The 25,752-nt window shown below is 46.2% G+C and carries 20 protein-coding genes and 1 pseudogene; 9 read left to right on the top strand and 12 right to left on the bottom strand.

Annotated features, from left to right (window positions below; all coding sequences use genetic code 11):
* Nucleotides 1-13: 13 nt before the first annotated feature.
* Both ACZ5XY_RS07750 and ACZ5XY_RS07745 read right to left on the bottom strand, forming a co-directional pair.
* Nucleotides 14-1,465: an imelysin family protein gene (locus ACZ5XY_RS07750; protein ID WP_464740494.1), complete on the bottom strand. Its 1,452-nt coding sequence runs from the start codon at nucleotides 1,463-1,465 to the stop codon at nucleotides 14-16.
* Nucleotides 1,466-1,679: 214 nt separating this feature from the next.
* Entirely contained in the window at nucleotides 1,680-2,333 is a 654-nt protein-coding gene (locus ACZ5XY_RS07745) for a YiaD family glycine zipper/OmpA-like lipoprotein (RefSeq protein WP_464740492.1), read from the bottom strand.
* A 422-nt stretch (nucleotides 2,334-2,755) separates the two neighbouring features.
* Between ACZ5XY_RS07745 and ACZ5XY_RS07740 the strand changes: the two genes are divergently transcribed.
* From ACZ5XY_RS07740 to minE, 5 genes are all read left to right on the top strand, one after another.
* Complete coding sequence (locus ACZ5XY_RS07740) at nucleotides 2,756-3,706, top strand: acyltransferase (protein ID WP_464740490.1); 951 nt, start codon at nucleotides 2,756-2,758, stop codon at nucleotides 3,704-3,706.
* A 55-nt stretch (nucleotides 3,707-3,761) separates the two neighbouring features.
* The gene (locus tag ACZ5XY_RS07735) at nucleotides 3,762-4,787 is read left to right on the top strand and encodes a hypothetical protein (protein WP_464740488.1); all 1,026 of its coding nucleotides are present in this window, start codon (nucleotides 3,762-3,764) and stop codon (nucleotides 4,785-4,787) included.
* Between the two features lie 81 nt (nucleotides 4,788-4,868).
* The gene (gene minC, locus ACZ5XY_RS07730; protein WP_464740486.1) at nucleotides 4,869-5,630 is read left to right on the top strand and encodes a septum site-determining protein MinC; all 762 of its coding nucleotides are present in this window, start codon (nucleotides 4,869-4,871) and stop codon (nucleotides 5,628-5,630) included.
* 226 nt (nucleotides 5,631-5,856) lie between these two features.
* Nucleotides 5,857-6,669, top strand: a complete 813-nt coding sequence (gene minD, locus ACZ5XY_RS07725; RefSeq protein WP_464740484.1) for a septum site-determining protein MinD — start codon at nucleotides 5,857-5,859, stop codon at nucleotides 6,667-6,669.
* 2 nt (nucleotides 6,670-6,671) lie between these two features.
* Nucleotides 6,672-6,971, top strand: a complete 300-nt coding sequence (minE, locus tag ACZ5XY_RS07720; protein ID WP_464740482.1) for a cell division topological specificity factor MinE — start codon at nucleotides 6,672-6,674, stop codon at nucleotides 6,969-6,971.
* A 65-nt stretch (nucleotides 6,972-7,036) separates the two neighbouring features.
* Here minE and ACZ5XY_RS07715 read toward each other — a convergent pair whose 3' ends face one another.
* The 10 genes and pseudogenes from ACZ5XY_RS07715 to ACZ5XY_RS07670 form a co-directional block, all read right to left on the bottom strand.
* Nucleotides 7,037-7,564 carry a cytochrome b gene (locus ACZ5XY_RS07715; RefSeq protein ID WP_464740480.1) on the bottom strand — a complete coding sequence of 176 codons (528 nt, stop codon included), beginning with the start codon at nucleotides 7,562-7,564 and terminating at the stop codon, nucleotides 7,037-7,039.
* 113 nt (nucleotides 7,565-7,677) lie between these two features.
* Nucleotides 7,678-8,250 carry a hypothetical protein gene (locus tag ACZ5XY_RS07710; protein WP_464740478.1) on the bottom strand — a complete coding sequence of 191 codons (573 nt, stop codon included), beginning with the start codon at nucleotides 8,248-8,250 and terminating at the stop codon, nucleotides 7,678-7,680.
* 11 nt (nucleotides 8,251-8,261) lie between these two features.
* Nucleotides 8,262-9,257: a chemotaxis protein CheB gene (locus ACZ5XY_RS07705; RefSeq protein ID WP_464740476.1), complete on the bottom strand. Its 996-nt coding sequence runs from the start codon at nucleotides 9,255-9,257 to the stop codon at nucleotides 8,262-8,264.
* Nucleotides 9,247-16,044, bottom strand: coding sequence for an Hpt domain-containing protein (locus tag ACZ5XY_RS07700; RefSeq protein WP_464740474.1), 6,798 nt, complete (start codon nucleotides 16,042-16,044; stop codon nucleotides 9,247-9,249). Before ACZ5XY_RS07700 ends, ACZ5XY_RS07705 begins: the two co-directional genes overlap by 11 nt.
* 97 nt (nucleotides 16,045-16,141) lie before the next feature.
* On the bottom strand, nucleotides 16,142-17,047 hold the full coding sequence (locus ACZ5XY_RS07695; protein WP_464740472.1) for a CheR family methyltransferase: 906 nt from the start codon (nucleotides 17,045-17,047) through the stop codon (nucleotides 16,142-16,144).
* 25 nt (nucleotides 17,048-17,072) lie between these two features.
* Nucleotides 17,073-18,119: pseudogene (locus ACZ5XY_RS07690) on the bottom strand (methyl-accepting chemotaxis protein); the annotation flags it as partial.
* Between the two features lie 554 nt (nucleotides 18,120-18,673).
* On the bottom strand, nucleotides 18,674-19,204 hold the full coding sequence (locus ACZ5XY_RS07685) for a chemotaxis protein CheW (RefSeq protein ID WP_464740470.1): 531 nt from the start codon (nucleotides 19,202-19,204) through the stop codon (nucleotides 18,674-18,676).
* Between the two features lie 3 nt (nucleotides 19,205-19,207).
* Nucleotides 19,208-19,570, bottom strand: a complete 363-nt coding sequence (locus tag ACZ5XY_RS07680; protein ID WP_464740468.1) for a response regulator — start codon at nucleotides 19,568-19,570, stop codon at nucleotides 19,208-19,210.
* Between the two features lie 118 nt (nucleotides 19,571-19,688).
* A complete protein-coding gene (gene pilG / locus ACZ5XY_RS07675) occupies nucleotides 19,689-20,072 on the bottom strand; it encodes a twitching motility response regulator PilG (RefSeq protein WP_464740466.1) in 384 nt (127 codons plus the stop codon).
* Nucleotides 20,073-20,413: 341 nt separating this feature from the next.
* On the bottom strand, nucleotides 20,414-20,572 hold the full coding sequence (locus ACZ5XY_RS07670; RefSeq protein WP_464740464.1) for a hypothetical protein: 159 nt from the start codon (nucleotides 20,570-20,572) through the stop codon (nucleotides 20,414-20,416).
* Between the two features lie 16 nt (nucleotides 20,573-20,588).
* Between ACZ5XY_RS07670 and ACZ5XY_RS07665 the strand changes: the two genes are divergently transcribed.
* From ACZ5XY_RS07665 to ACZ5XY_RS07650, 4 genes are all read left to right on the top strand, one after another.
* Nucleotides 20,589-21,833 (top strand): efflux RND transporter periplasmic adaptor subunit, encoded by a 1,245-nt coding sequence (locus ACZ5XY_RS07665; RefSeq protein WP_464740462.1) that lies wholly within the window; start codon nucleotides 20,589-20,591, stop codon nucleotides 21,831-21,833.
* 223 nt (nucleotides 21,834-22,056) lie between these two features.
* Complete coding sequence (locus tag ACZ5XY_RS07660; RefSeq protein WP_169392429.1) at nucleotides 22,057-22,779, top strand: response regulator transcription factor; 723 nt, start codon at nucleotides 22,057-22,059, stop codon at nucleotides 22,777-22,779.
* 88 nt (nucleotides 22,780-22,867) lie between these two features.
* A complete protein-coding gene (locus ACZ5XY_RS07655; RefSeq protein ID WP_464740460.1) occupies nucleotides 22,868-24,802 on the top strand; it encodes an ATP-binding protein in 1,935 nt (644 codons plus the stop codon).
* A gap of 177 nt (nucleotides 24,803-24,979) precedes the next feature.
* Complete coding sequence (locus ACZ5XY_RS07650; RefSeq protein ID WP_464740458.1) at nucleotides 24,980-25,747, top strand: methionine ABC transporter ATP-binding protein; 768 nt, start codon at nucleotides 24,980-24,982, stop codon at nucleotides 25,745-25,747.
* The last annotated feature ends 5 nt before the right edge of the window (nucleotides 25,748-25,752 follow it).

Here is a 25,752-nt window from a genome sequence, read left to right as displayed (position 1 = left end):
TTGGGTTTTATCCTTAAAACTGCGACCCTGAATCGGCGTCTAAGTTATCAATTCCTACCGCCGCCGCTGCACTTTCAATGCCCGTGGTCAGCTCTTGTAAGCTACTGATTGCAGACTCAATCCAGCCGCGGCGCTTGTTTTGTTCTTCCGCTGAAATGCCGTGTTTGTTGGCTTGACCGACAGTAGCAATCATCTGATCGACCTTAATGCCTTCTTTTTCGGCTTTATCGACGATGATGTTAAAGGCATCTTCAACCTTTTTAAAATCAGCGCTCAGTTTATCGGCTTCATCTTTATGGTTGGTATCGATTAAATATTGCTTGATGCCATAGCCGCCAACATTTTTACCCTCAACGGTTTTATAACTGCCATTAAAGACGTTTTGAATGCCGCGAGCGTTATTGGCATAGCTTAAATGGGTCAAGTCGCTAAAGCACTCGTGCTCATCTTCGGTAGATCCGGTCACAAACGCCACCTGCATGCGCTCGGAGGCAAGCTCACCAAGCGCTAGGCTGCCCATTTGGTACATGATTTGGCGCAGCGCGTTGCTGTCTTTTCGCGCCATAAGGTCCGATCGTAAGGTATTGTCACTTTCAGGCTGCCACTGGGCTTCCATATCAGTCAAATCATCAACGAGCAGTTGCGCGGCGGCTTTTAGATACTGACCGCGGCGCTCACAAATTTTAGAATCAGGATTAACGGTAGCGCCACTGGTGCATTGACCTTCGGTATTATAATCGCTTACCGGACGATTTCCTGCGCCCGCACCAACACCATTGGTATCTTGACCCCAAAGTAAAAACTCAATGGCATGATAGCCGGTGGTGACGTTGGCTTCACTGCCGCCGATTTCGTTCATCTCGGCTAACAGCTCAGGGGTGATGGTTTTGGTGTCCTGCTTTAAGCTGCCAACGGTGATGCTGTCACTATTGATGATGTTGTCTTTGCTGTTGTACTCGCCTTCATAATCAGCGCTGACATAATCAATCAACGCTTCATCAAGCGGCCAAGCATTGACCTGACCTTCCCAATCATCGGTGCTTGCAACTTTTCGCAGATCGTTTTTGGTGACAAAACCTTCATCAAAACGGAAAACTTCGGTTTGTGAGTACGGTTGCCGCGCCGCTTTATACGCCGCTTTTGCCGCATCAAGGTTGGCTTGGGTTGGCTCATCAACAAAAGTATTGACCGCCGCTTGCAGCTGTTTTGCCGTATCTAGCGAGTCTTTATACGCCGCGTGTGCCATATCACTATAGCTTAACAACAAGCGATCAAGGTTTGCTTGCTCGCCTGCCGAGGGTTTTGCGCCCGTTGCTGATTGGGATTCTAAACTCGTTGCCGCGTCAGCCGTGTTATTGGCTTCGTTGTCTTTTTTGCTACAACCACTTAAAATCAGCGTGGCGGCAATCGTTGACGCCAAAGCGGATTTGACCAAGCGATTTTTTGTCATCGTATTCATTGTCATAAAGTTCTCAATCATTGAAAAACAAGTAAAATTTGAGTGAAAAATCAAGAAGAATTTGGGCTCAAATTATAAAGTCATTGAGAACGATTATCAAACTTAATCTGGACTTAAAATTATTTTTCTTAAAAAGCGTTTAGCGGCTCATAAAAAAAAGGTCAACCTGAGGCTGACCTTTTTTAAAATATCGTGTTTTTAGTTCATGGCGGCGATTAAATTAACGAACGCTTTGTGGGGCATTAATGGTCAACTCAACGCGGCGGTTTTGCGCGCGACCTGACTCTGTAGCATTACTGGCGATTGGGCGCGTTTTACCATAAGCTTCAACGCGGATGCGGTTAGATGCCACGCCGCGAGCACTTAGGTAGTTGGCAACCGAGTAAGCACGGTCGCGAGACAGCTTCATATTATAAGCATCTGAGCCTTTGCTGTCAGTGTGACCAGCAATCGTTACGGTGTTTTGGTTGTACTCGCTTAAGGTAGCAGCAAGTTTGTTCAAGGTTGGGGTGAATGCTGAGTTTAGGGTAGCATCATCAAAGGCAAAGGTAATGTTGCCTGGCATGACCAGATCAATGTTACCATTTTCGTTAGGTCGAACGGTAACGCCCGTTCCTGCCATTTGCTGCTCAAGCTGCTTGGCTTGACGCTCCATATAATAGCCCACGCCTGCGCCAAGGGCAGCGCCGATTGCCGCATCGCGACCTGTTTTATCGCCACCGGTAGCTTTTGAAATAACCGCGCCACCTGCAGCGCCAGCAAGCGTTCCTACCGCAGTTTTGTTTAAACGCTGTTGACCGGTATAGGGATCAGTACTACAACCTGCCAACACAAGTCCTGAAGCCAGTGCGGTGATCATTAAAGTCTTTTTCATATCGTTTTCCTCACAAGTGAACAAAATAAATTCAAAAAATAAGTTTTACTCAGAATCTTTCCTTGTCATTATCGCAAAGCGCTTTTGTCACTGTGTAATATTTTGTCACAACTATGTATGGCAACTGCATACCATCTTTCACGATTACCCATTGACAAGGCGCAATTGCGGCTAAACCTTTACCAAGCGCAATGTAACCTTAAAAAAGTAGAATTTAAGCAATCAGCGTTAAATAATTTTGATGATTTTTCTAAATAGTTTTTTTAAATGATTTTTTAGGGCAAATAACAACCATGAGGTTATTGCTTTAGTCACGTTTACAACCGTACACTCAAAATAAATTTTTGTTATGATAGCGCCATCTTTTCCACTTTTTTGTTCCAACATTTCAAGCCGTGACCAAGTGTTTTCAAGGAGTTGTTATGCCCTTAACCAAAGCCATCTCATCGCTACAACAGCGCGCGCCAAAATTTGCTAAAGTCGCCTCACTTGCTACCGCGACAGGGGTCATTGCTGCCAATAGCATCGGCGGCAGTATTCCCATTTGGCTAATGGGAGCGACCAAAATGATCACCGGCGCTAAAATCGCTGACAAAACCGTCATTAAGATTGCCAATCACTGGATTCATAGCAATAATGTGCTTCTTGATACGCTGTTTCCTCATAAAGATTGGCGAATTCAGTTGCCTGAGGATATTCATCCCAACGGTAAATATTTACTGATCAGCAACCATCAATCGTGGGTCGATACCAGTGTCGTTCAATATATCAGCGAAAACAAATTGCCGCTCACGCGCTTTTTTACCAAGTTTGAGCTGATTTATATTCCGGTCGTTGGTCAGACTTTTTACTTTTTAGATTTTCCGATGATGAAGCGCCACTCAAAAGAAGCTATCGCCAAAAACCCAAGCTTAAAGGGTCAAGATATCGAGGAAGCCAAACGCGCCTGCACGTTGTTAAAAGACAAGCCGTTTACCTTGCTTAACTACTTAGAGGGCACGCGCTTTACCAAAGACAAGCACGACAAGCAAAACTCTCCTTATCAGCATTTGCTCAAACCGCGAGCGGGCGGCTTGTCCCTTGCCATTCAGGCGCTTGGCGCTGAGATTGACGGCATTTTAGACATGACGATTGTCTATCCGGATGGCACCCCAAGCTATCAGGATTTATGGCTTGGCAATGTTCAAAAGCTTGGCGTTGACGTTCGCAAGATTGCCATGCCCGATGAGCTATTTTCTGCGATTAAAAATGGCGGCTATGATAAGGATGAGCGCGTGAAGGCTGAGATGTTTGCTTGGCTTGATGAGGTTTGGCAAGAAAAAGACCAGCGGATTACCAAGCTGCTTGCTGAGTTTGACGCACCCAAACCCTGATTTTTCCTATTTATTATCGTTATTTATTCATTTTCAACTTCAAGGTAAGCCCTTTGTGACTGAGTTACCTGCCGCGCCAACGCCCAAAAGCGCTCAACCAAGCCGAATTAAGCTTGGCTATGATATTGCCATGATGATTGCCATCAGCATTGATTTGTTGCTGATTGGTCTTGATGCGATGCTCATGAGTGATTTTATTCAAATTATTGCCAATAAACTTGCGGTTACGGACAGTTTGGTGTGGTATCAAAACGTTTTACATCAGCCTATTCGGACGGCGGGCGGCTTTTTTACGGTGTTTTTGATTTTAGAATTGCTCGTTCGTTGGGGCATTGCCATTTATACCAAAGTTTATTATCGTTGGTTTTTTTTCCCGTTTGTGCATTGGTATGAGGTGCTTGGCTGCGCGCCCCAGCTGCGGGCGCTCAGACTGTTTCGGGTGGTGGTCATTGGTAGAAAATTGTATCAACTGGGCTATCAAGTGCTGCCGCAGCCATGGCTCAACCGGATTAAGTTTTATATTAATTTATTGCTTGAAGAATTGTCCGACCGCGTCATTTTAACCACCATTTACAATTACCGCGCTCAACTCACCGACCCAAAAACTCAAAAATCCATCATTCAATCCGCCATCGGTAATAACCGCGATGCTATTGAAAGCGCCTTGTTATCGCTGTTAAAGCAAGAGCTTGCGCCCAAATTAATTCAGCTTAAAGCCGCCCAAAGTCAAAGCTTGGCAACCGATATTGGAAAAGCGGTCGAAACGGGGCTGAGCAATGCCCCCGAGCTGCGCCGCTATTTAAAAATGATTCCGATTGCAGGTCATCTGATTGAGTCGCAACTTTTAAGCGTCGGTCATAGCATTGGCGAAAATATCGTCACCTCGCTCAGTGATTTTTTTCTTGACCCTGAGCGCTTAGATGAGCTGTTTGCCATCATCGCGCGCGACATCGCCGCCATTGATACGGATAACGCTGAGCTTGAAGCCTTGATTGCGCGGGTGATTACCGCAAGTTTGAATGAGTTTGAGGCGCAAATTAAAGTTCAGCAATGGAAGCATCAAGATTTACTGAACTTTTAAGCAATCATAACCATAATCCGTTATGATAGCCTCATAATGCTCAAATTAAGCAAGACTTATAAGGTAGGAAGGAATGACCCTATGACGACGAATAATGATGCCACTGCTGCAGCTGAGATAACGGAAAAAGAAGCCTTACCGCCGCTAACATTTTTTGGCAAAATGTTGACTTTTTCACGATTGGTCTTAACCACAGATGATCTTGCGGTCATTGACGATCAGCTTTCGCAAACGCTTCATAATAAAACCAGTCAAATCCCTGTCATTATCGACAGCAGCGTTGATCAAGATTTGGACGCGCTTGTGGAGCTGCTTTGGTCGTGGGGGCTTCAGCCCATTGGGGTGGTCAAAGGGGTACTTGAAGAGCAAGCTGAACAACGGCGCTTGGCGATTTTTCCGGCAGATGGCAATCGCATTGAGCGTATCGTTCCTAAAGCTAAAAAAGAAGCAAAGCCGCAATCAGAAACTGCAGTGCAAAGCGCAGCGACTGCCCCTGCTGAACAAGTCACCAATTTGATTTATGACCAAATATTGCGCTCAGGGCAAAGCCTTAATCATGTTGGCGGTGATTTGATTTTAACCAACAGCGTAAATAACGGTGCTGAGGCAATCACCGACAATAGCCTTCACGTTTATGGTCGCGCCCAAGGTCGCTTGGTTGCCGGCGCCACCGGCGATAAAGACGCTCGGATTTTTTGTCAAGTCTTTAACCCCTCTCTGGTTTCGGTTGCCGGAACGTACTGCCTTCGCGACAATCTGCCTGAGCATGTGATTGATAAAGCCGTTCAGGTGCGCTTTAAAGAGGATGAAGGCTTGGTATTTACGGTGATGGAAGATTTTTAAGCACATCAGTAATGGTGTCATCAACTAAGCGCAAACTTTAAGCATTATTTGTTTTGAATGACTTGGGATTTAGCGTTCAAAGCTATAACTTTTTGTTTATTTATGTTAGGCTTATCCCCCTAAGTGACCGCCATGATTTGCTGATTGTGTCAAGACAATCCTCCTTGATGCAGCTTGCGGCACGACCCTTTTTCAACATCCCAATCATTCATAGGAGTGTGCCATTGTGGCAAAGATAGTTGTAATCACTTCAGGTAAAGGTGGTGTGGGCAAAACCACCACCAGCGCGTCATTTGCCGCCGGACTTGCATTGCGTGGTCATAAAACCGTGGTCATCGATTTTGATGTGGGATTACGCAACCTTGATTTGATCATGGGCTGTGAAAACCGCATCGTTTATGATTTTGTTGATGTTATCAGCGGTAACGCCAAGCTGTCACAAGCGTTGGTCAAAGACAAACGCCTCGATAATCTATTTATTTTGCCAGCCAGTCAAACTCGTGACAAAGACGCGTTGACCGACGAGGGCGTGACCGAAGTCATGAACGAGTTGTCCAAGCAGTTTGACTATATCATTTGCGACTCCCCTGCCGGAATCGAACGCGGCGCGCAACTGGCGATGTATCACGCTGATGAAGCCATCATTGTGACCAACCCTGAAATCTCCTCCGTTCGTGACTCTGATCGTATCATTGGGATTTTGCAAAGCCGAACCAAAAAAGTCGAAAAAGACGAAGGCGCGGTTCGCGAGCACCTAATCATCACCCGCTACAACGCCGAGCGCGCAGCCGCTAATGAGATGATGGACATCAACACCATTTCAAACGATATTTTAAAAGTGCCGCTTCTTGGGGTAATTCCTGAAAGCCATGCGGTACTTGAAGCATCAAACCACGGTGAGCCGGTGATCCATTATGCCGACTCGGTCGCTGGTCAATGCTATGACGACATCGTAGCCCGCTTTTTGGGTGAAGAGCGCCCCCTACGTCACACAGAAATCAAGAAGAAAAGCTTCTTACAACGCTGGTTTGGGGGTTAATAATGAGTAAAAAAAAGGGATTTTGGGGCAGTTTGTTTGGTGGTGAGGAAAAAGCAACCGGAAGTGCCAGTGCGGCAACCGAGCGTTTAAAAGTCATCGTCCAAAGCGAAAACCGCCTAAACAACCGCTTAACCGCCGACCGCATCGAAAAAATGAAGCGTGAAATCTTAGAAGTGGTCAACAAATACGTCAACGGCGTTCAAATTGATGATGTCAACATCAACCATAGGAACGAAGACAGCCTAGACGTTCTTGAAATGAACATCAGCTTGCCTGAGCATAAAAAACCAACCGTCAGCTGATTGAGCACTTGCCATAAAAAAGCCCTAATTTATGTTAGGGCTTTTTTTACATCAAATCTCAAGGATTATTTCATTCGGCTCATCAAATTGTCTTTTTTAATAAATTGATGCTGAAGCACGGCAGCAATATGCAAAACCGTAAACACAATAATCAACGGCCAAATAATATCCGTATGTAAGTCATTATAAAAGCGCGCGGCTTTGCGATCAGGAGCAACAAAGGTTGGAATCTCAAATAGCCCAAACATATCTACAGGGCGACCACCATAAGCGGACATCAAAAATCCGGCAATCGGCATGGCAATCAATAAGGCATAAAGCGCAAAATGGGTAAAATGGGCGGCAAATTGCTGCCATTTTGGCATCACTACCGCGGGCGGCGCTTTGGTTAACACGCGATTTATCACCCTTGCCAGCATCCAAAATAACAAGCTCATGCCAAAGGCTTTATGCAAGCCAATATAAAATTTATTTTCCGATTGGTCATAAAGCAGCATTAAAATCCAAGTTATCAGCAATAGCAAGGCGCTGATCCAGTGAAAAATCCGGCTGCTCAGTGACCATTTGATTAAGCTTTCAGGGCTTTTAATCATTATTTACCCCTCACCATGTCACAACAAAGGATTTGAATTTTGCTACTTTATACATTTTTTGATAATTAATCAAACTAAAAATTGCTTAAGTTTGGTTAATAAATTTGCCATTTCTAACTGTCCAAGTCGACCAGCTGATGGGCAATTTTGTCCAAATCAGGAACCAAATAGGGCTGATCATTGATCATCACGGTTTGAAATAAATAAGAGACCACCACATTTTCGCGGAATCGTTCTTCAACTTTTTGGCTGTCTTGATCCGTAACGGTCGCGGTAAAAAAATTAAAGCCTTCATCACGTTTTTTATTCACATCAATATTGGTCTTTGCCATTGTCAGGTATTTTTCTGGAAGCTCAATATCTTTAACATCGGAGATGCGAACTTGAATATTTTGAATCTCACCGCGCAATTGCAGCGCCAGTCGATGAACATCGGTATTGCCCTCAAGGATAACCACTTTATCGGGCGTGTCATCACGAGGTAACAGGTGGAATACCGCCACTTCTTGATCATGCCAAAGATACGTCCAAATACGCTCAGAATAAGGCTCAATGCTTAAAATCAGGTTGGTTGGGATCAGCCAGTCTGGCTGATTGACTGCCGGAATGATACTCACATCAAGAAGACCGTTGTCAGCCGTTAATAAACTTACCGCTTCAAACGTATGCTTTCGAATTTGGTTCATAGTGCTTACCATTAATAAGTAATTTTGTTTAAATATCGGCGATGATGAACAAAGTCTTCCAGCTTTTTGGCCAATGCTTGCGGACTTGCGACAAATTGACAAAACCCTGAATCAATAATCGCTTGCGGCTGACTTGAACAGGTGCTTAGTTTGGGATCTTGAACCCAAAGTTGGCTGTTATTGTCCTGAATGGCGGCTAAGTATTGCGAGCCATCGTTACCCATTCCTGAAAACACGATACTGACCAAGTCACTGCCATAGACATCGCTCATATTTTTCATAATTTGACCAATGGCAGGCTTATACTCACCTTGCCAGCTTTGATTGCTCAAAATGACCCGACCCTCAGAGTCGCAAATAATTTGCTTGTCAATCGGAGCAATAAGGCAGTAGCCAGATTGTAGTCGCCGAGTTGAGGAGATAATCTGGCAATGCCAAGCATTGTGCCGATTTAAAATCCTTGGCAGGGTTTCTATCATATCTTGATTAAAATGGTGGGCAAGCAGTAAGCTGATGGGTAAATTTGGTGACAAATGGTCTAAAAACTCTTTAACCGCCGCAGGACCGCCCATAGAAGCGCCCAAAAACACCACCACTTGCCAAGGAACCGCTTGATTGCTTTGCGCCGAGCCAGTCATCAATTCAGGGTATTCTAACAGCTGAGCCAACTTGCGCTTGAGCTTACGTTGCCATTTGCTATAGTGACCAAGCTCATTTAGATACGGCGCTTGACTAAATCCGATAAGCACCGCGCTGTAGCTTGAGGAATGAATCAATTGCTCAATCCCTTCATCATACTCAGCATCAATCAGCCACAAATCGACATGAAGATATTGCGGCTTAACACTCAGTTGCTGACGACTGACGCAATCCACAAGCGTAAAACCAAACGCTTTAATCGTGTCCGTAAATGCCAAGCGCTGATGGGCATTATTGGCAATCACCACCACTTTAACGTCACGAGCAGGCTTGTATTTCAATAACGCTAAGCGCTCGTTAGCCTTCATGAGCCGCGCCTAAGCTTACGCCCAAAAAGCCTTGAATTTTATCCAACAGCTGATTTTCTTGGAATGGTTTGCCCATATAGTCATTCACGCCAATTTCAAAGGCGCGCTCGCGATGTTTTTCGCCCGTTCGCGAGGTAATCATAATGATCGGAATATGCTTTAAGCGGCGGTCATGGCGAATTTGGGTTGCCACTTCAAAGCCATCCATTCGCGGCATTTCAATATCCAGCAAAATCAAATCTGGCAACAGTTCTTGCAAGATTTCCATCGCATCCACACCATCTTTTGCCACCACCGCTTTGAGCCCTTCACGCTCAAGGAAGCGCGAGGTCACTTTACGAACGGTCACGGAGTCATCAACCACCATGACGGTTGGCTGATCGACTTGTAAGACCTTGCTGCTACTGCTGCTGATCTGTTGGGTTTCTTTAAATACCACCGCATTACGCAGCAGCGCCAACATGTCTAAGATGAGCATGACTGAACCATTGCCCATGATGGTTGCGGCTGAAATTCCTGGGATATGGGACAATTGACGACCAAGGGGCTTTACCACCACTTCGATGCGCGATCCGGCGATTTGATCCACTTGTAGCGCTAAGTTTTGCCCTGCTCGGTTTTTTACGATAATAACCGGTAAGCTTGAGTTGCTATTGACGATCATCTCGTTTAAGTGACTGCCGGTCAAAATCTCATTGAGATAATGGACGCGATAATCGGCATCATCAATTCGCATGGTGGGGCGAGCCGATTGGTAATAATCAAACAGCTTTTCTGGCTGAACGCGAACCACGCGCTCAATCTGAACCAGCGGGATGGCATAGTAGCGGTCAGCGGCTCGAACCACAAGCGCATCGGACACGGCAACCGTTAAAGGCACCCGCATGGTAAATCGTGACCCTTGATTGGGGATTGAGGTGACCGACACCAAGCCGCCAAGCTGTTTAATCTCACTGATCACCACGTCCATTCCCACACCGCGACCTGAAATTTGGGTCACTTGATTGGTGGTGGTAAGACCGGCGTGAAAGATGTATTGCATCACATCAATATCAGACAAGCTTTTATCATTGGCGTCAATGAGCCCTTGAGCAATGGCTTTTTTGCGAACCGCATCGACATTGATACCGCGACCATCATCGGTCAGATGGATCACCACCTCACTGCCTTCACGAACTACCTCAATGGTGATTTGACCACTGCGATCTTTTCCGGCATTGAGCCTTGTTTGCGGGTTTTCAATACCGTGGTCAACGGCGTTGCGCAGCATGTGCTCAAGCGGCGAGGTAATGCGCTCAAGAATGCTTCTGTCCATTTCATCATCGGCATTAATGAGGGTCAATTCAACCGATTTGTTCAGCTCATTGGCGGTTTGGCGAACGATACGCTCAAGCCTTGGGGTAAGCCTTGAAAAGGGCACCATTCTTGAGTTCATCAGCCCATCTTGCAGCTCCGTTTGGGTTCGCGACAACTGTAACAACAAATTTTCACTGTCACGGGTTTTTTCAAGTAAGGTGCTGTTAATGTCCCCCAAATCTGAGGCGGATTCACTCAAGGATTTGGACAACTGGTTTAAAGAGGAATATTGATCCATCTCAAGCGGGTCAAAGCCTTCGCTATCAATCAAATCCGTATCGTCAATTTGAGCTAAAATCTGAGCTTCAAGCTCAATTTCCATCCGTCTGAGCTGATCGGCTAAGCGCTGAATGGTGACCCCCATCTCCTCAATACTGTTGGTCAGACTGCTCATTCCCATATCAATACGCGCGCGGTTAATCGCCGACTCCCCTGACAAGTTGATCATGCGCTCAATCAAGTTGCTTGAGATTCGGATCATCTCATTGCTACTGGTTTGCTCTTGAGCAACAAAACTGCCAAGCATAGGCGGAATCTGACTGATGTCTTCGGCGCCGCGAACTTCAGCTTGCTTTGATTGGGCAGCCAAAACGATGCTCAATTCCGATTGCAATGACTCATGGGGCACTTGTTTTAAACTATCGGGATTTTTACTAAATTGAATCAGCGCATCAATAAGAACTTTTGGTAGCGGCGGATTCACCCGATGCTTCAAAATAAAGATCGCATCGGCAAGCCAGTCGTGACAATTTTCTAACAGCTGAGCCACCATTTTGGTCGCAGGACGGCGACGAATGGCAAGCTCTTCATAAACCGTTTCCATTTGGTGAGCAAGATCAGCAATGCCATTGGCGCCCACCATCCGAGCCCCACCTTTGATGGTATGCAAATCGCGCTGCAGCGCTTGCAGCGCAACTGTGTCACTGATGTTATTTAAAAACAGCTGCAAATATTTATTACTGCTGATAATAAGCTCATCCGCTTCTTCTAAAAACACCTCTAAAATATCAGGGTCGGGAAGTTCTTCTTGCCAAGATTCAGCAATCAACGCATCCAAACTTATCACCGGATGATCCTCTTGCCGCTCAGCTTCGGCAGCCAAACTGTCATCCGCCTGCAAATAATTTTGTAGCGCCGGCAAGATCAAAGTGACGGTCGGCGGCAGCTCTGGTAAAACCATGAGCGCTTGCAACTGAGCAATAAGCTCTTTGGCAAAAAATGATTCGCGATAGCGTAGGACATAATCAATCTGCAACGATAGCGTATCTTGAACCGTCTGCATAATATCAAGCCATGACGTTGTCGGCAGCAATCGCGATTCGACAAAAGCTTCATAAACGCTTTCTGCTTCGTGAGTCAAGTCACCAATACTATGAATGCCTGCCATACGAGCGCCACCTTTAATGGTGTGTAAATGGCGCTGCAATATTTTAAGTGTGGCAATATTGTCTTTGTCCATGCGCCACTTATTAAAAGTCTGCGCAATGGCGTTGTCCAGCTCTTGAGCTTCTTCTAAGAAAATCTCAAGCAGCTCAATGTCTGTATCAATCACTTCAAGTTCAAGCTTTTCGGCCTGCTGAGCGCTGACGCTTTGAGCAGCCTTAGGCTCTGAAATAAGATCTTTTGTATCGGCTATCGTTTCTTGATCCACTTGCCAAGCCTCTTTCGCTTCCGTTAGCGGTTGATACTGACCCTCAGCCAACGCTTGCAGATCGGCAACCACTTGAGCGTTGACCTTCAGCGACATACTACCTGCAAGCGCATCAAACAAACCTATTAATTCATTGTGACCCAACAACAATAACGACTGAACGTTATAGTCCCGCGCCATCTCAAGATGCTGATGGACATAATCGTAAGCTTGGGCTAACGCCGTTAAGATTTGTTCAAACTTAGGTGCGCCTTTGGTGGCATCAACCAATAAAGCAATCTGTTTTTGCTGCTGAGCAATGTAGTATTGCAGCTGCTCATTATTGTGATCGCTTAAGGCATGGCGCAAATAATAATCAGCGTCAAGCAGGGTGTCAATGCCAATTTTTAACAGCTCAGCCACACTGAACCGATGTTTATTCTGTTCGCCTTCCGTCATTGGGCGCTCAAGCAGATGTTGCAACATGATCAAATCAGGTGAGGTTTCAGCGTTTGCCAAATCCGGAATGGTTTTACTCAAGCTTTGCTCATAGGCTTGTAAATAGCGCTCAATAAGCTGAGTTGATTGAGTAATGGCTTGTAGATGTTGAGCGTCCATTAATTCATCTTGCTGCTGAAGCTGCTCAAGGCTTTGCTCAATGGTTTTACTGACCTCGCTGATGGCAGCAAGGGCGCTTGAGCCACTGGCGGCACGCAACGTATGAAAGGCGCGAACAATATCATCACTCACTTCGGTGAACGCACCTTGTTGATTTGCGGTCACAAAGCCGTTGATTTGTGTTAAGAGCTCATAAGCTTCTTCAATGAAAATGGCAGCAAATGCCGCTTCTTCCTCACTTTGACTGGGAATGTCGCTGATTGCCTCATTAATGATTTCTTGAGCGCTATGATAGGCTTGTAAAACGCGATTTTCCTCAGAAGCCATATTTTCAAGCGTCGTTGAACTTGGCTCAGCTGAAACAGTGGTTTTATCTTGCTGAGGGTGGGTTGCCGGCTCAACCAGTGCTTGATAAGTAAACTGCTCCCCAAGCTGCTTGCTAAACGCAGTGGCACAAGCAACCCAAAGTTCGGTTTGGCTTGGATAAGCGTCTTGACCCAAATCCTGAGCAAAAACATCAATATAAGTAGGATAAGCGGCAATCACATCCCCGACCAATTGCACCATATCTGTTGATACCGATACCGTGCCATCAAGAATACGGTTGAGCATATTTTCAATCGCCCAAGCCAGCTCCGCTGAGTAACAAGCGCCAACCATTCGCCCTGAGCCTTTTAGCGTATGAAAGCCGCGGCGAATGTCTTTTAGGGGCGCAAGATCAGCGCTATGTTGCTGCCACCGCTGGTACAAAGGCATGATCTCAGCCAAGACTTCCTCAGCTTCCTCAATGAAAATGTCTTTAATATCCGGATCAGCATCATCACTGTCTGCAGGGATGGATACCTCTTGAAGCAAAGCATTGATCACGTCTGGGATACGCTCGGAACGGTCAGTTACAGACAACGCCTGATCAAGCTCTGCCTTGGCTACCAAAGTCTCTGACTCATCAGCTTCATTGTTTAAGCTTGGCTCAATGGCTTTCACCTCAGCAAGCCCACTGAGTAACTCACGACCTGCTAGCAGATTACTGCTTTTTAAGATAATAACGGCAGGATCTACGCTGGGCGTTTTTAAATTCGCAAAATCTGCCACCAAAACTGACAATGGCGTTAAACTTTGGCAAATTAAGGTAACAACGTCAGCGGATATGGGCAGTGTTTTATCCAAAACTCGATTCAGTAAATTTTCCAGCGCCCAAGCTGCCTCGCCAACACTAAACGCCCCCACCATCCGCCCTGAGCCTTTTAGGGTGTGAAAGTTACGGCGAATGTCGGTCAACAAGGCTAAATTTTGAGCATCGGCTTCCCAAATGGCAACCGCCGCTTTTAGATCGTCAAGAACTTCTTCTGCCTCTTCAATGAAAATCTCGCGGATTTCCTCATCAATAGTAAAGTCATCCTTTTTTAGACTCTCTTGAACCGCTTGGAGCGCCGAGCTGCTTTGATCCGCCGCCGCATCACTTTGGTTTTTATCAACCAAATCCTCGGCTTCAGCGCTTACAGCTTGAGACGGCAATACCTCGCCATCATCGTCATAACGAATGACATCTTGCGCGGCTTGGGGCGGATACCATGTTATCTTTGAGGCCCCTTCGGGCTGATTTAACCAATCTTTAAATAAAACCTCCGCTTGCTCAACGTGCAGTATGGCTTGTTGTAGTAACTGTTGATCAAAAACTTGCTGAGCCAAACGATCAAGCAACAACTCTATGGCTGATAAACTGTCAGCCATGGCTTGAATCACAAACCAAGCCGGCAAGTGGTCTTGCTCTGACAATTGAGCCACCAGTTCGCCAAGCTTATCGGTCACCGCCCGAATCGTGCTTAGCCCCATATCCTCAAAAGCCTCGCCAATGTCCCAAAACGCTGCCAACGGCGGCAACAGTTGCGGCTGCTGACGTTGAACATACTGGTTAAAATGCTGCTTCACCTCCTCAACGGCAATTCGAAGTTGGCGCAGCGCATCATCGGAAATGCAGACTTCAAGGTTATTGGCATCATTGCTGGTCAAAATAAAAGACGTTGCTGAGCCAATTTTAGTTTTAATGCTCTGTTCGGTATGGTAAATCGCACTATACAGCTCTTGCAATTGCCGCTCGATTTGCCATTGAATATCAGCAAATGGCAACTTTTGCTCAAGACTGTTTTCAACTTCCGCTAAAATTTGTGCCGCTTGCGTTTCATAAAGTGACCAACCGCGAAGCCGCAGCTGCGTGACCACCTGCTGAATGGGAACGATCAACTCCTCAGCTTGATTGAGATTAAAAATAAGTGCTTCGATCTTTTTTAAAATATGCGGCAAAAACTCTTGAGAGGTCTCAAAGGTCTCAGGTAAATGGCTTAATAAAGTTAAAGCTGAAGGGTTAAGCGGATCGATCAGCGACAGCTGAATATATAACTCACTCATCAACCACTGAAGTTCAGAAGCACTGAGCGCGTTTTGATCTTTGGGCAAGCTATAGCGGTTCAGCAGCTGTTCAAGGTTGACTAAAATGGCGGCATAATCGGTAGGCGCTGGAAAATCATGATTGGCTAAATTCTGTAGCCAAATGTCCACAAGATACCAAAGCGATCGCTGCTGCTCTGCAAGGGGGGACTGCCAAAGATAACGGCTCACTTTGCCAAGGTCGGTCAAAACGGCGCTGTCATTGCGATTGATGCTCAGTAACTGCTGTAACTGGCGACGCCAAACACTCAAAAGCTGCTGAAACTGATCTTGGGTTAAGGCAGCCGTTTTGACGTCAGGATGCTTAATCTCCACCTCGTCACAAGCATTAACGTCAGCTGGTGGCAACCTTAATTGCTCATCCGTTGAGGACGCGTTAGTCATCGCCGCTAGCTGAGCGGTGGTGGCTGAAACCAATATCTGCCGATAGCTACCCTGCTGCGCAAATTGGGTCAGCTCATAAGTTAAGAGCTGATGGGCAAAATGAGCCAATCGTTGAGCTTTGAGCGCCAATGGCTGATGCTGAGCCATCGCCGCAAGCTCACTTAACGATTCTGCAAGCGCTGCAAGCGTTGGCAGATTTGCCATGATCAGCGCGCCGCTTAACTGATGATAACTGGCTTTTGCTTGCTCATCAACGTGCGCCGCTTGCCAGCCGTCAGATAACAAGGAGAGTTCTTGATAGAATAAGGGCAATAACCACTCAAGCGTTGCCATCTCATTGGGCTGGTTAGTCATAAGATTGTCCTAACTGATGAATCTTTAATTAAGCTCTTCCTGCCACTATTGATGCGCAAATGGCGTTGGAATCATTATAGCTAAACTTGAGCAATTGTTAAGGGTTACGGCTAATTTTTTGCCAAGCATTGATTGTGGGGTGACGCAGTTTGCGCATATTTTTAGGCGACCATCCCAAACCCTCACCGGGTGCTAAAACGATATGACCGCCAAGGCGGCATTGCTGACTTAATCGCCTTAAAATGTCGCGCTGATCAAATTTTCGGAAATAAATCAGCATATTTTGACAAATAATAACATCTTGTGGCTGATCAGCCGGTAAGTCACTGCCAAAGATATTATGCCAAACAAAGCGCACATGAGATTGTAGTTCTGCTGAGACTTGCCAACAACCCTCAGCCTGCTGCTTTGCCAACGGCTGATCTTGATTCAGCTCTGCTTCTAAAGGTATCAAAAAATGCTGATAAGGGGCTGGAACTCCCATAAGCTGTTTGGCGTTATAGCGCGCTGACTGCGCCTGAGCCAATGCTTTTTGACTGGCATCAGTTCCTAAAATTTCAAAATCTTTAATGGCTTGGGCTTTTAAACTCATTGCCACCGACCAGACCTCCTGACCGGTGGCACAGCCAAGACTCCAAATGCGAAAGGGTGACGCTTGGTTATTTTTGCCATTAACAGGCGCTTGGTCTCGGTGGTCACAAGCAAGATTGCTAATAAACTCAATAGAAGGTGGGTGTCGAAAAAAACGACTTTCTAAAATAAGCACTTCATCAAGAAGCTGCTGCCGAAGCTGCTGACTGGACTGAACGCCCTGCCATAAATCCTCAAAGTTCAACTGATACTTCCTTGCGGTATATTCAACAGCATTGACCAACCAGCGAAGTTGTTCTTCAGGAAGTACAAAGCCTATTTTGCGCTCAATATAATCGCGCCACCGCGGTATTTGCTGCGGCGGCAAAGTCAGCATGGGTAGCAAATGCTTGGCAGGCTTAGATTTACTCACCTTGAGTACTCAGCGGCTTCAAAGATCAAACGATCTGAAAGCTGTCATAATCTTGGGGCAAATGCTCATCATCATTTGACAGCTTAAATCCTGCCACCGATTCTTGCAGCGCAGCTGCCATCTCATTCAGCTCGCCAACAGAACGGGCGGTTGCCATCGTCCCTGAAGAGGTTTGCGAGGTGATATCTTGAATGATGTTCATGGTGTTTGAAATGTGACCGGCGGAGTCTGCCTGCTGCTGAGCGGCGTTTGAAATGTTTTGAATCAAATCCGCCAAGCTTTTAGAAACGCTTTGCACTTCCTCAAGGGCTTCACCGGCATCTTTGGCAAGCCTTGCGCCGCGAACCACCTCAGAGGTGGTCGATTCCATCGACATGACCGCCTCATTGGTGTCTGCCTGAATGGTTTTAACCAAGGTTTCGATCTGCTTGGTGGCGTTGGCTGAACGCTCCGCCAAGCGCTGAACCTCGTCAGCAACGACCGCAAAGCCGCGACCAGCCTCCCCTGCCATCGATGCTTGAATGGCAGCGTTTAATGCCAAGACGTTAGTTTGGTCAGCGATGTCATTAATCAAGCTTACAATATCGCCAATTTCTTGTGACGATTCGCCCAAACGCTTAATACGCTTTGAAGTTTCTTGAATCTGCTCACGAATAACGTTCATACCCTCAATTGAGCGCTGAACCACGTCCGCGCCTTTATAAGCAATGGCAACCGAGCGCTGAGCAACCGCTGCCGATTCTGTCGCGTTATTCGAAACTTGGTCAATCGATACTGCCATCTCATTAATGGCGGCAGAAACGCCGGCAATTTCTTGCGCTTGGTGCTCGGACGCCTCCGCAAGTTCCACTGCGGTAAGCTGAGTTTGCTCAGAGGATTGCGAAACGCGCTCAGCGGTACTGTTGATTACCAAAACCAACTGCCTTAACTGGTCAATCGCAAAGTTTACCGAGTCAGCAATCGCGCCAGTAAAATCTTCAGAAACGGTTGCATTAACCGTCAAATCCCCTTCCGCCAAGTCGCCTAATTCATCAAGAAGTCGCAAAATTGCCATCTGGTTACGCTCGTTTTCTTCTTGAATTTGCCGCGCTCGCTCAGATTCGGTTTCCGCCTCTTGGCGGCGGCGTAGCGTTTCTTTTTCAACCAATAATCGCTCAGCCTCACCGCGCTGTTTCAACAATTGGGCAAGCGCATAAATCAGCCCCAAAATTCCCAATAAAAACACCAAGGCAGGTAACACAGCCACTTGCTCAAAATCAACCGAGCTTGTCAGCCAAATCAAGCAGCCCAAGCTCACTAGCGCAAAAAAGCCCAACAACAGCTTCCACTTGTTGTTGGCATCAAGCATCATTGGCGTATTGTAGGCATCAATCATAGGGTGTTTAGGATCACTCATCGTGCTTATTCCTTCCAAACAGTCGTCTAAGTCGTATCGTGATTGACTTTAGGCAGCTCGGCGATTTTTAAATTATTATTTTAAAAACTGGCATTCAATTCGCGCTTTTGCCTTTAACCTTGCAAAAAGTCTTTGATGGCTAATGAGCTAAAAGTCGCTGATTAGCGGCGCAAACTTTCTATCATCAGATAAAAAGTGGCTTGCAGTAATGGGCATTATGCAGACGCGGGCTATAAAGAGGCATCAATATAGCGCGGATCTTGGGCAAGCAGGCTTGGCATAAACACAAACCAGTCTTGTTTATTTTTAAAAAACTTGCCATGATTGTAAGGTGCAAATGGCGAGTTGATGTCAATAGGCTCAGCGCGGTATTGATTTTTAGCAAAGGGCTCGATGCCAATCACCCGATCAACCAGCAGTCCTGAAAATATGGCTTGCTGGTCAATCACCATCACCTTTCGCTGACTGATCGGCAGCTGTCGCCCTGGAAGCTGCAAAAATTTTGCCAAATCGGTCAATGGCAGCAAGCGACCACGAACGTTAGCAATCCCAAGCAGCCATGGCTGCGCCATAGGCACACTGGTAAACTCAGGCATACTGAGCACCTCGGAGACTTCGCCCATCGGCGCAATAAGCTGTTGACCGCCCACTTCAAATACCACACCGCGCCATTCAGACTGTTGACCACTTTGACGCCCACTTTTACGCGCTTTGGCTAAATCTGCTAAGCGTAGTAGCTCAATGAATCCGCGAGAAGCCACAAGTTACTCCGTTACGCTTTTAATAATGCGCACCAGTTCCGCCTCTTCAACCGGCTTGGTCAGATACTCTTTAGCGCCTTGACGCTTGCCCCAAACCCGATCGGTTTCTTGGTTTTTGGTGCTGATAATCACCACCGGAATATGAGCGGTGGCTTTATCCCGAGTAATTTTACGCGTTGCCTGAAAGCCGTTCATCTCCGGCATCACCACGTCCATTAAAATCACGTCAGGCAAATGCGATACTGCCATCGCGCAGCCTTGTTCGCCATTTGACGCTTCTAAAACGTGAAAATTATTTTTTGCCAGCATGTCACGGAACTTTGCCATCTCGGACGGCGAATCATCAATAACTAATACAGTGGTCATGAATACTTCCTTATTACTCATCATATTGGTCATGGTTTAGGATGGTTGTTTCCGTGAAAATGACGCATGATACCTGCTTATTTCGTGATAACTTACTTAGGGTCGCGCCCTTTTTGGGTTAATGATTGCGATATTGGCTGATGGCAGCAAACAGCTCATCTTTGCTAAAAGGTTTGGTCAAATACTCATCCGACCCTACAATTCTGCCACGGGCTTTATCAAACAAGCCATCTTTTGAGGACAGCATAATCACCGGTTTGTCGGCATAATCTGGATTGTTTTTAATAAGCGCACAAGTTTGGTAGCCGTCAAGCCTTGGCATCATGATATCGACAAAAATGATATCGGGGTTATTATCGACGATTTTTGCTAAGGCATCAAAGCCATCAATCGCTGTGACCACCTCACAACCTGCTTTTTGTAGCAACGTCTCTGCGGTACGGCGAATGGTTTTTGAGTCATCAATAACCATCACCTTTAACCCATCAAAATTGTTTTCCATGATTTTATCCTATCAACGACGGTTGGTTCATCAGATTCACTTTTTATTAGTCTGTTATAAAGTTGGCAATAAAAAGTAAAAACGCTATCAGTATAACAAATAATCGGCTTTAATTGAGTTTAATATAGCAGCTTATGATTTTTTATAGCCACTTGCAAGCCACAACCACGATAAAAAATGCGCGTCTTAGAAAGACACGCTGAAAGCTTGAGATTAGTTGCTTGCCGCTTGCTCGTTTTAGCATACTTTAGTCTTATTTACCAGTGATTTTAATGGCTTTGCACACCAAGCGCTTTGGCTTATTTTAACACCAAACCCTATTTTACAGAACTAAAGCGCGATTAAGTTTTTAATTTACCTGTGCTAATGGTTCGCTTGACCGTAAAATTGGTCAAAATTGCGCCATTATTATCGCCCGCCTTGAGGCAAAGCTGCTTTAAATCGGTGGTTGCGGTGAGCTGCTGTCGCCGAATTGTGTTTTTAACGCTATAATTAATCATAAAAATGAGCTTAATCATGTTAATTCGATTCTTATCTTATTGTAAATTCTTCTGCCGATTGGCGATCATTGATGCTCGGCAACATCACCCCGCCATAGCGCTGATAGTGCCGATGCTAACCGCAAGCTTATTGGTCAGCGCCTGTCAGCCGCCCGACCAAGATCACGCGGCAAGCTTAAGCCACAGCAACAAGCTACCAAAAGATGCGCCAAACGCGCCCATTATTATTGGCGAGGATACCGTGACGATGGCGGCAGATTATATTCTGCCCATCAAGCCATCGCGGTATCAACCAAGTTTGGGATTACAAGGGGTGATTGAGCCCATTAAAAAAACTCAATTTCGCCTTTTGCAAGCGGTTGTGGTCAATGAAGTTTTGGTTAAAGAAGGTCAGCCAGTGGAAAAAGGCATGCCGCTTGCTATTGTCACGCCTAAACCCGTGGAAACTGACGCAAAAGATGACCGTGATAACGATGATCAAAAAATGCTTGCTCAAGATATCGAGGCTAAAGCAACTGCTAAACAAAATGATTCCGCTGCAAATAACACTCAAACTGACCCAAGCGTTACTGATGCGGACAATAAAGGGGAGTCGGCTGAGCTGTCAGAAGATCCCATCACTCCCCTAACCGCCCAAACCCTTATTATCCGCGCCAGTTATTCAGGGGAGATTGGCAATATCAATGTTGAAAATGGACAAATTTTAACCCCGCAAACCACCTTGCTTACGATGAGTGATAATAGCGATTTGCGCTTTGTTGCCACCTTACCGCTTGAAGCCAAACCGCAATTGTCAATCGGTCAGACCGTCAATTTTACCGCCGATGAGTTAACCGACACCTTTAGCGGTCAAATCAGTCAGCTACAAGACAGCCGTCTCAATTTTGATGAGCTTTTGGTCAGCGTTCATGTGATTAATAACGATCTCAGCCGCGCCAAATTGCGACCTGACATGATGGCAGCGGGTCGCGTTGATTACGGTCAAATTGAGGTGGGAACGATTGTACCCGTTGAGGGCATTCATGATGTGGATTTAACGGCGCTACAAAAACCGCCCTTTAAGCCGTTATCGCCCCTGCCCGCGAATGTTTGGATTATCAAACAAGATTTGCGCTTAACCCGACAGCCGGTTGAAGTGATTGAGTTTGATCCGAGCACCAAGCAGTATTTGGTGGCAGGAATTAGTAACGACAGTCTGATTTGTTTGGCAAATTTGCCCATTGAGTCAGCCGGAAAAAAAGTCGTGGTGTCCTCAAATTAATAGCACAAGCTCTGCTGGCTATTTGGCGGTTTGGTTACAGTGGGCAGAAATTGTAACAAAGTGTCTATTGTTTCGTAAGATGGTTTTTAGGCAAAATAGAGTAAGGATAGCAGCTTTAGAATATCCCTATTTTCACGATAGTTTTTGAAAAATTTTATAATAACAACGTATTTTTAATTTCCTTGACCACTTTTATCTTTAGAACTTTTATAAAGGACACATTATGAGCAAACAGATTTTATTAATCGAAGACGATCCAGATTTGGCTGAATTGATCAGCGATTATTTGACCATGAACTATTATGACGTTCATCATGCAGGGCTTGGTCAAGAAGGTCTTGATATTTTAGACACCAAAGAGCGCGATATTGATTTGGTAGTGCTTGATTTGATGCTTCCTGATATGGATGGGATGCAAGTTTGCCAAAAAATTCGCGGCAATAAAAACAATTTGACCAATAAAGTGCCGATTATCATGCTCACGGCAAAAGGCGATACCACCGATCGGGTTTTAGGGCTTGAAATGGGCGCGGACGACTATATCGCCAAACCCTTTGAGCCGCGAGAATTGCTTGCGCGCATCCGAGCGGTTATCCGCCGTCATGAGCAGCCAAATCAAGCCGACAGTCAGTCCGACAGTTTGACCTTTGGGCGCTTAAGCGTGTTTCCTGACAGCCATGAGGTGACCATTGATGACAAACCAGTTCGCCTAACGACCCATCAATTTCAGCTGCTGCACTATTTTGCCACCCATTCAGGAAAAGTGCTTAACCGCGAGCAGCTTTGGCAAGCTATGCCTAATGATGACAGCTCGGATAACATTGACCGCGCCATTGACGTTCATATTTCGCGGCTTCGTGCGCTGATTGAGGACAATCCACGCCAACCAAAACGCATTATTACCGTTCGGGGCGTCGGCTATCAGTTTGCCACCGACCAAGTGTAAGGGCGCGCCGAGTCACTTTTCCTATTGGAACTGATAAGCAGCCTTGAGCTCAAACGTGTGCTGAAGGCTAAAAACTATAGAGAGCATTATGCAGCAATTGGGGTTTCGGTCGGTTTTTGCCAAGTTATTTGCAAGCGTGATGCTGGCATTGATTTTATTTGCCGCCGCCATGGTGGCGCTGACCCAACTTGTCCATGATAAAGATGCCGGAATCCGCTCGGAGGTTTTAGCGACGCAAATTTTGGGGCAAATTGACCCATTTTTGCAAGAATTGAACGTGGCAGTCAACAAAGAAAATCGCTTACAAGCTCGGTTTATGCTGGCGGTGGTCAAAAAAAGCTTTGATATTTTTGATGAATCCTTACAAGCCAAAATGGGGCTTTATGACACTGATGGTCATTTGCTGATGCAAACGGACAACAGCGATTTGCCGCTTGAATTACCCGATACGCCTTCATTGCTTAACCGAGTTTTCCCCTCGTTTGCCGACAACCAAGCCCCAACGCAGGCGCAAGTGTTTAGTAGTACTGGCTATACGCTGCTTTATGAATCAAGGCTGCCACCCAAAAAGCCGGCATTTTCCGCGGCTTTAAACTTATTTACCGGAACGATTTTGCTGCTTATCATCATGGCAGGGGTGCTTTGGTGGATTGCACGCTCAATCACGTGGCAAATCAATCAGATGAGCCGACAAATGGTGCAATTGGGCGATGGCAACTTTAGCGTCCGCGTCAATGCTCGCGGTAATGATGAGATTGCCACCCTTGCCCGCGGCTTTAACCAAGCGGCGCAAAAAATCGAGCAACTGATTAATGCCAACAGCCTACTTTTAGCGCATGCCTCGCACGAGCTGCGAACCCCCATCACCCGAATTCGCTTGCAAATTGAAATGATGGATATGCTTGCTGCAAGCTTGCCTGAAGCAACCAAAGCTAAATTTGACAAACGCGCCGAGGCCATCAACCGCGATTTGTCGGGGCTTAACGACTTGGTTGAAAGCATCTTATTGGTGAGCCGACTGGACGCCGGTCACGCCATGCAGCAAGTTGAGCGTTTGGATATTTATAACTTGGTCAACCAAGAGCGCCAACATTACCCTGAAGCCACCTTGATTGGCGAGCATTTAACCATTGATGGTCAGCCGCCGCTGCTCACCCATTTGATTCGCAATTTGCTTGACAACGCCATGCTTCATGGCACGCCGCCGGTGACCATTTTGGTTTATGGCGTTCAAGAGCTAGCGACTGCCGGAATTGTTCCAGATTACTTGCTACAAACGGTGATGGCAAACAGCTTTATTGTTGATGATAACGATGATTTTCAGTGGGCAGCAACACTGATGAACCCAGAGGAAGATGACGCGCAAACCTTTGCTGACCCGATTGTTTATTGTAACGGCGACTCGGTTAATCCTAAAAAACTCACCACTTTGACCAATGTTTCTATCGATAACGGCAACCCTGAGACGCTGAGCAACCGCGCTTTTTTCCCAATTAGCGACTTAAGTATTTGGCTCAAGCAAGCGGTTTGGCGGACGCCAACGCCAACACTTAATAGCAATTTGGAAAATACCGAGGTGGTGATTAAGAGTCATCAAGACATCCCAAAATCGGCGCAAAAAAATACCGCAGCCCCTAAAGCTAAAAACGACACCGCGCAAAAAGAAAGTCTATTTCGAAAACATCTTCGCAAAGTTAAAGCTGACCCGCCGCGACCTGCGCCCAAATTTGCGGTCATTGCCGTCATTGACGAAGGTCACGGTATCCCCGAGGACAAACGCGAGGAAATCTTTAGCCCGTTTGTGAGGCTTCAGCAAAAGAAAAAAGGCTCAGGGCTTGGGCTGTCACTGGTTTCGCAAATCGTCACCGCCCATCAAGGTCAAATCACCACCGACACCATCAACGGTCATACGCGGTTTTTGGTGGTGCTGCCAGTACGCCACGACCCACATTTTCGCTATAACGACAAATTAAAAGCGGTAAAAGCAAGTAAAGTCGATACGGTTGCAAAATCAGATTTTTGATAAGTCATTAAAAAATTGACAATTTCTATTAAAATTTTGCGCAAACTTTATCGCCAAATGGCAATTGCTCAACCTTCAGTCACCCCCCATCATATCCAAATCACTTTAAAATATGCTATATTATCGCCCTTTTAATAGACGCGGTTTCGCGTTTTTCTCAAAACTACTGAGCCTGTCATGACCGATATGATCGTTTTAAACGAGGTAAGCAAGCGCTTTTTAAAAGACCGCGCAAGCCGTGGCGATGCCGTCACGCGTTGGTTTACCGCCGTCGCCCCCACTACGTTAAGCATCAAACAAGGCGAGATTTTCGGGCTGATGGGTTACTCAGGAGCCGGAAAATCAACGCTGCTGCGCTTAATCAACTTACTTGAGCGCCCAGACAGCGGCAGCGTGGTGATTGATGGTGTTGATTTAATGACCTTGTCCGCAAGTGAGCTTCGGGTGGCGCGTCACAATATTGGCATGATTTTTCAGCAGTTTAATTTGATGAGTAACCGAACCGTTTTTGATAACGTGGCGTTTAACTTAACCGTTTCCGGATTTGCGCGCGATAAGATTAAAGAGCGCGTGATGGAATGCTTGGACATCGTCGATTTGACCGACCGCGCAGGTCATTTTCCGGCGCAGCTGTCCGGCGGTCAAAAACAGCGTGTCGGCATTGCTCGTGCCATCGCCCCAAACCCAAAAGTCTTGCTTGCCGATGAGCCAACCTCCGCCCTTGACCCGGCAACGACAAGAAGCCTGCTTGCCTGCCTACAAGACATCAATGAAAAGCTTGGCGTGACTATCGTCATTGTGACTCATGAGATGAGCGTGATTCGCAGGATTTGCCACCGCGCCGCTTTATTGCACCAAGGCGAGCTATTAGAAGTTGCACCGATTGTCGATGGCAACATTCAAGCGGCGACCACCATTGGTCAAGGCTTGGTTCAAGAAGATTAGTGAGG

It is taken from the genome of Psychrobacter sp. GTC18467 (genome assembly GCF_055397455.1).
The sequence above is the reverse complement of the archived record's forward strand: the minus strand, read 5'-3'. Positions and strand labels throughout refer to the sequence as shown.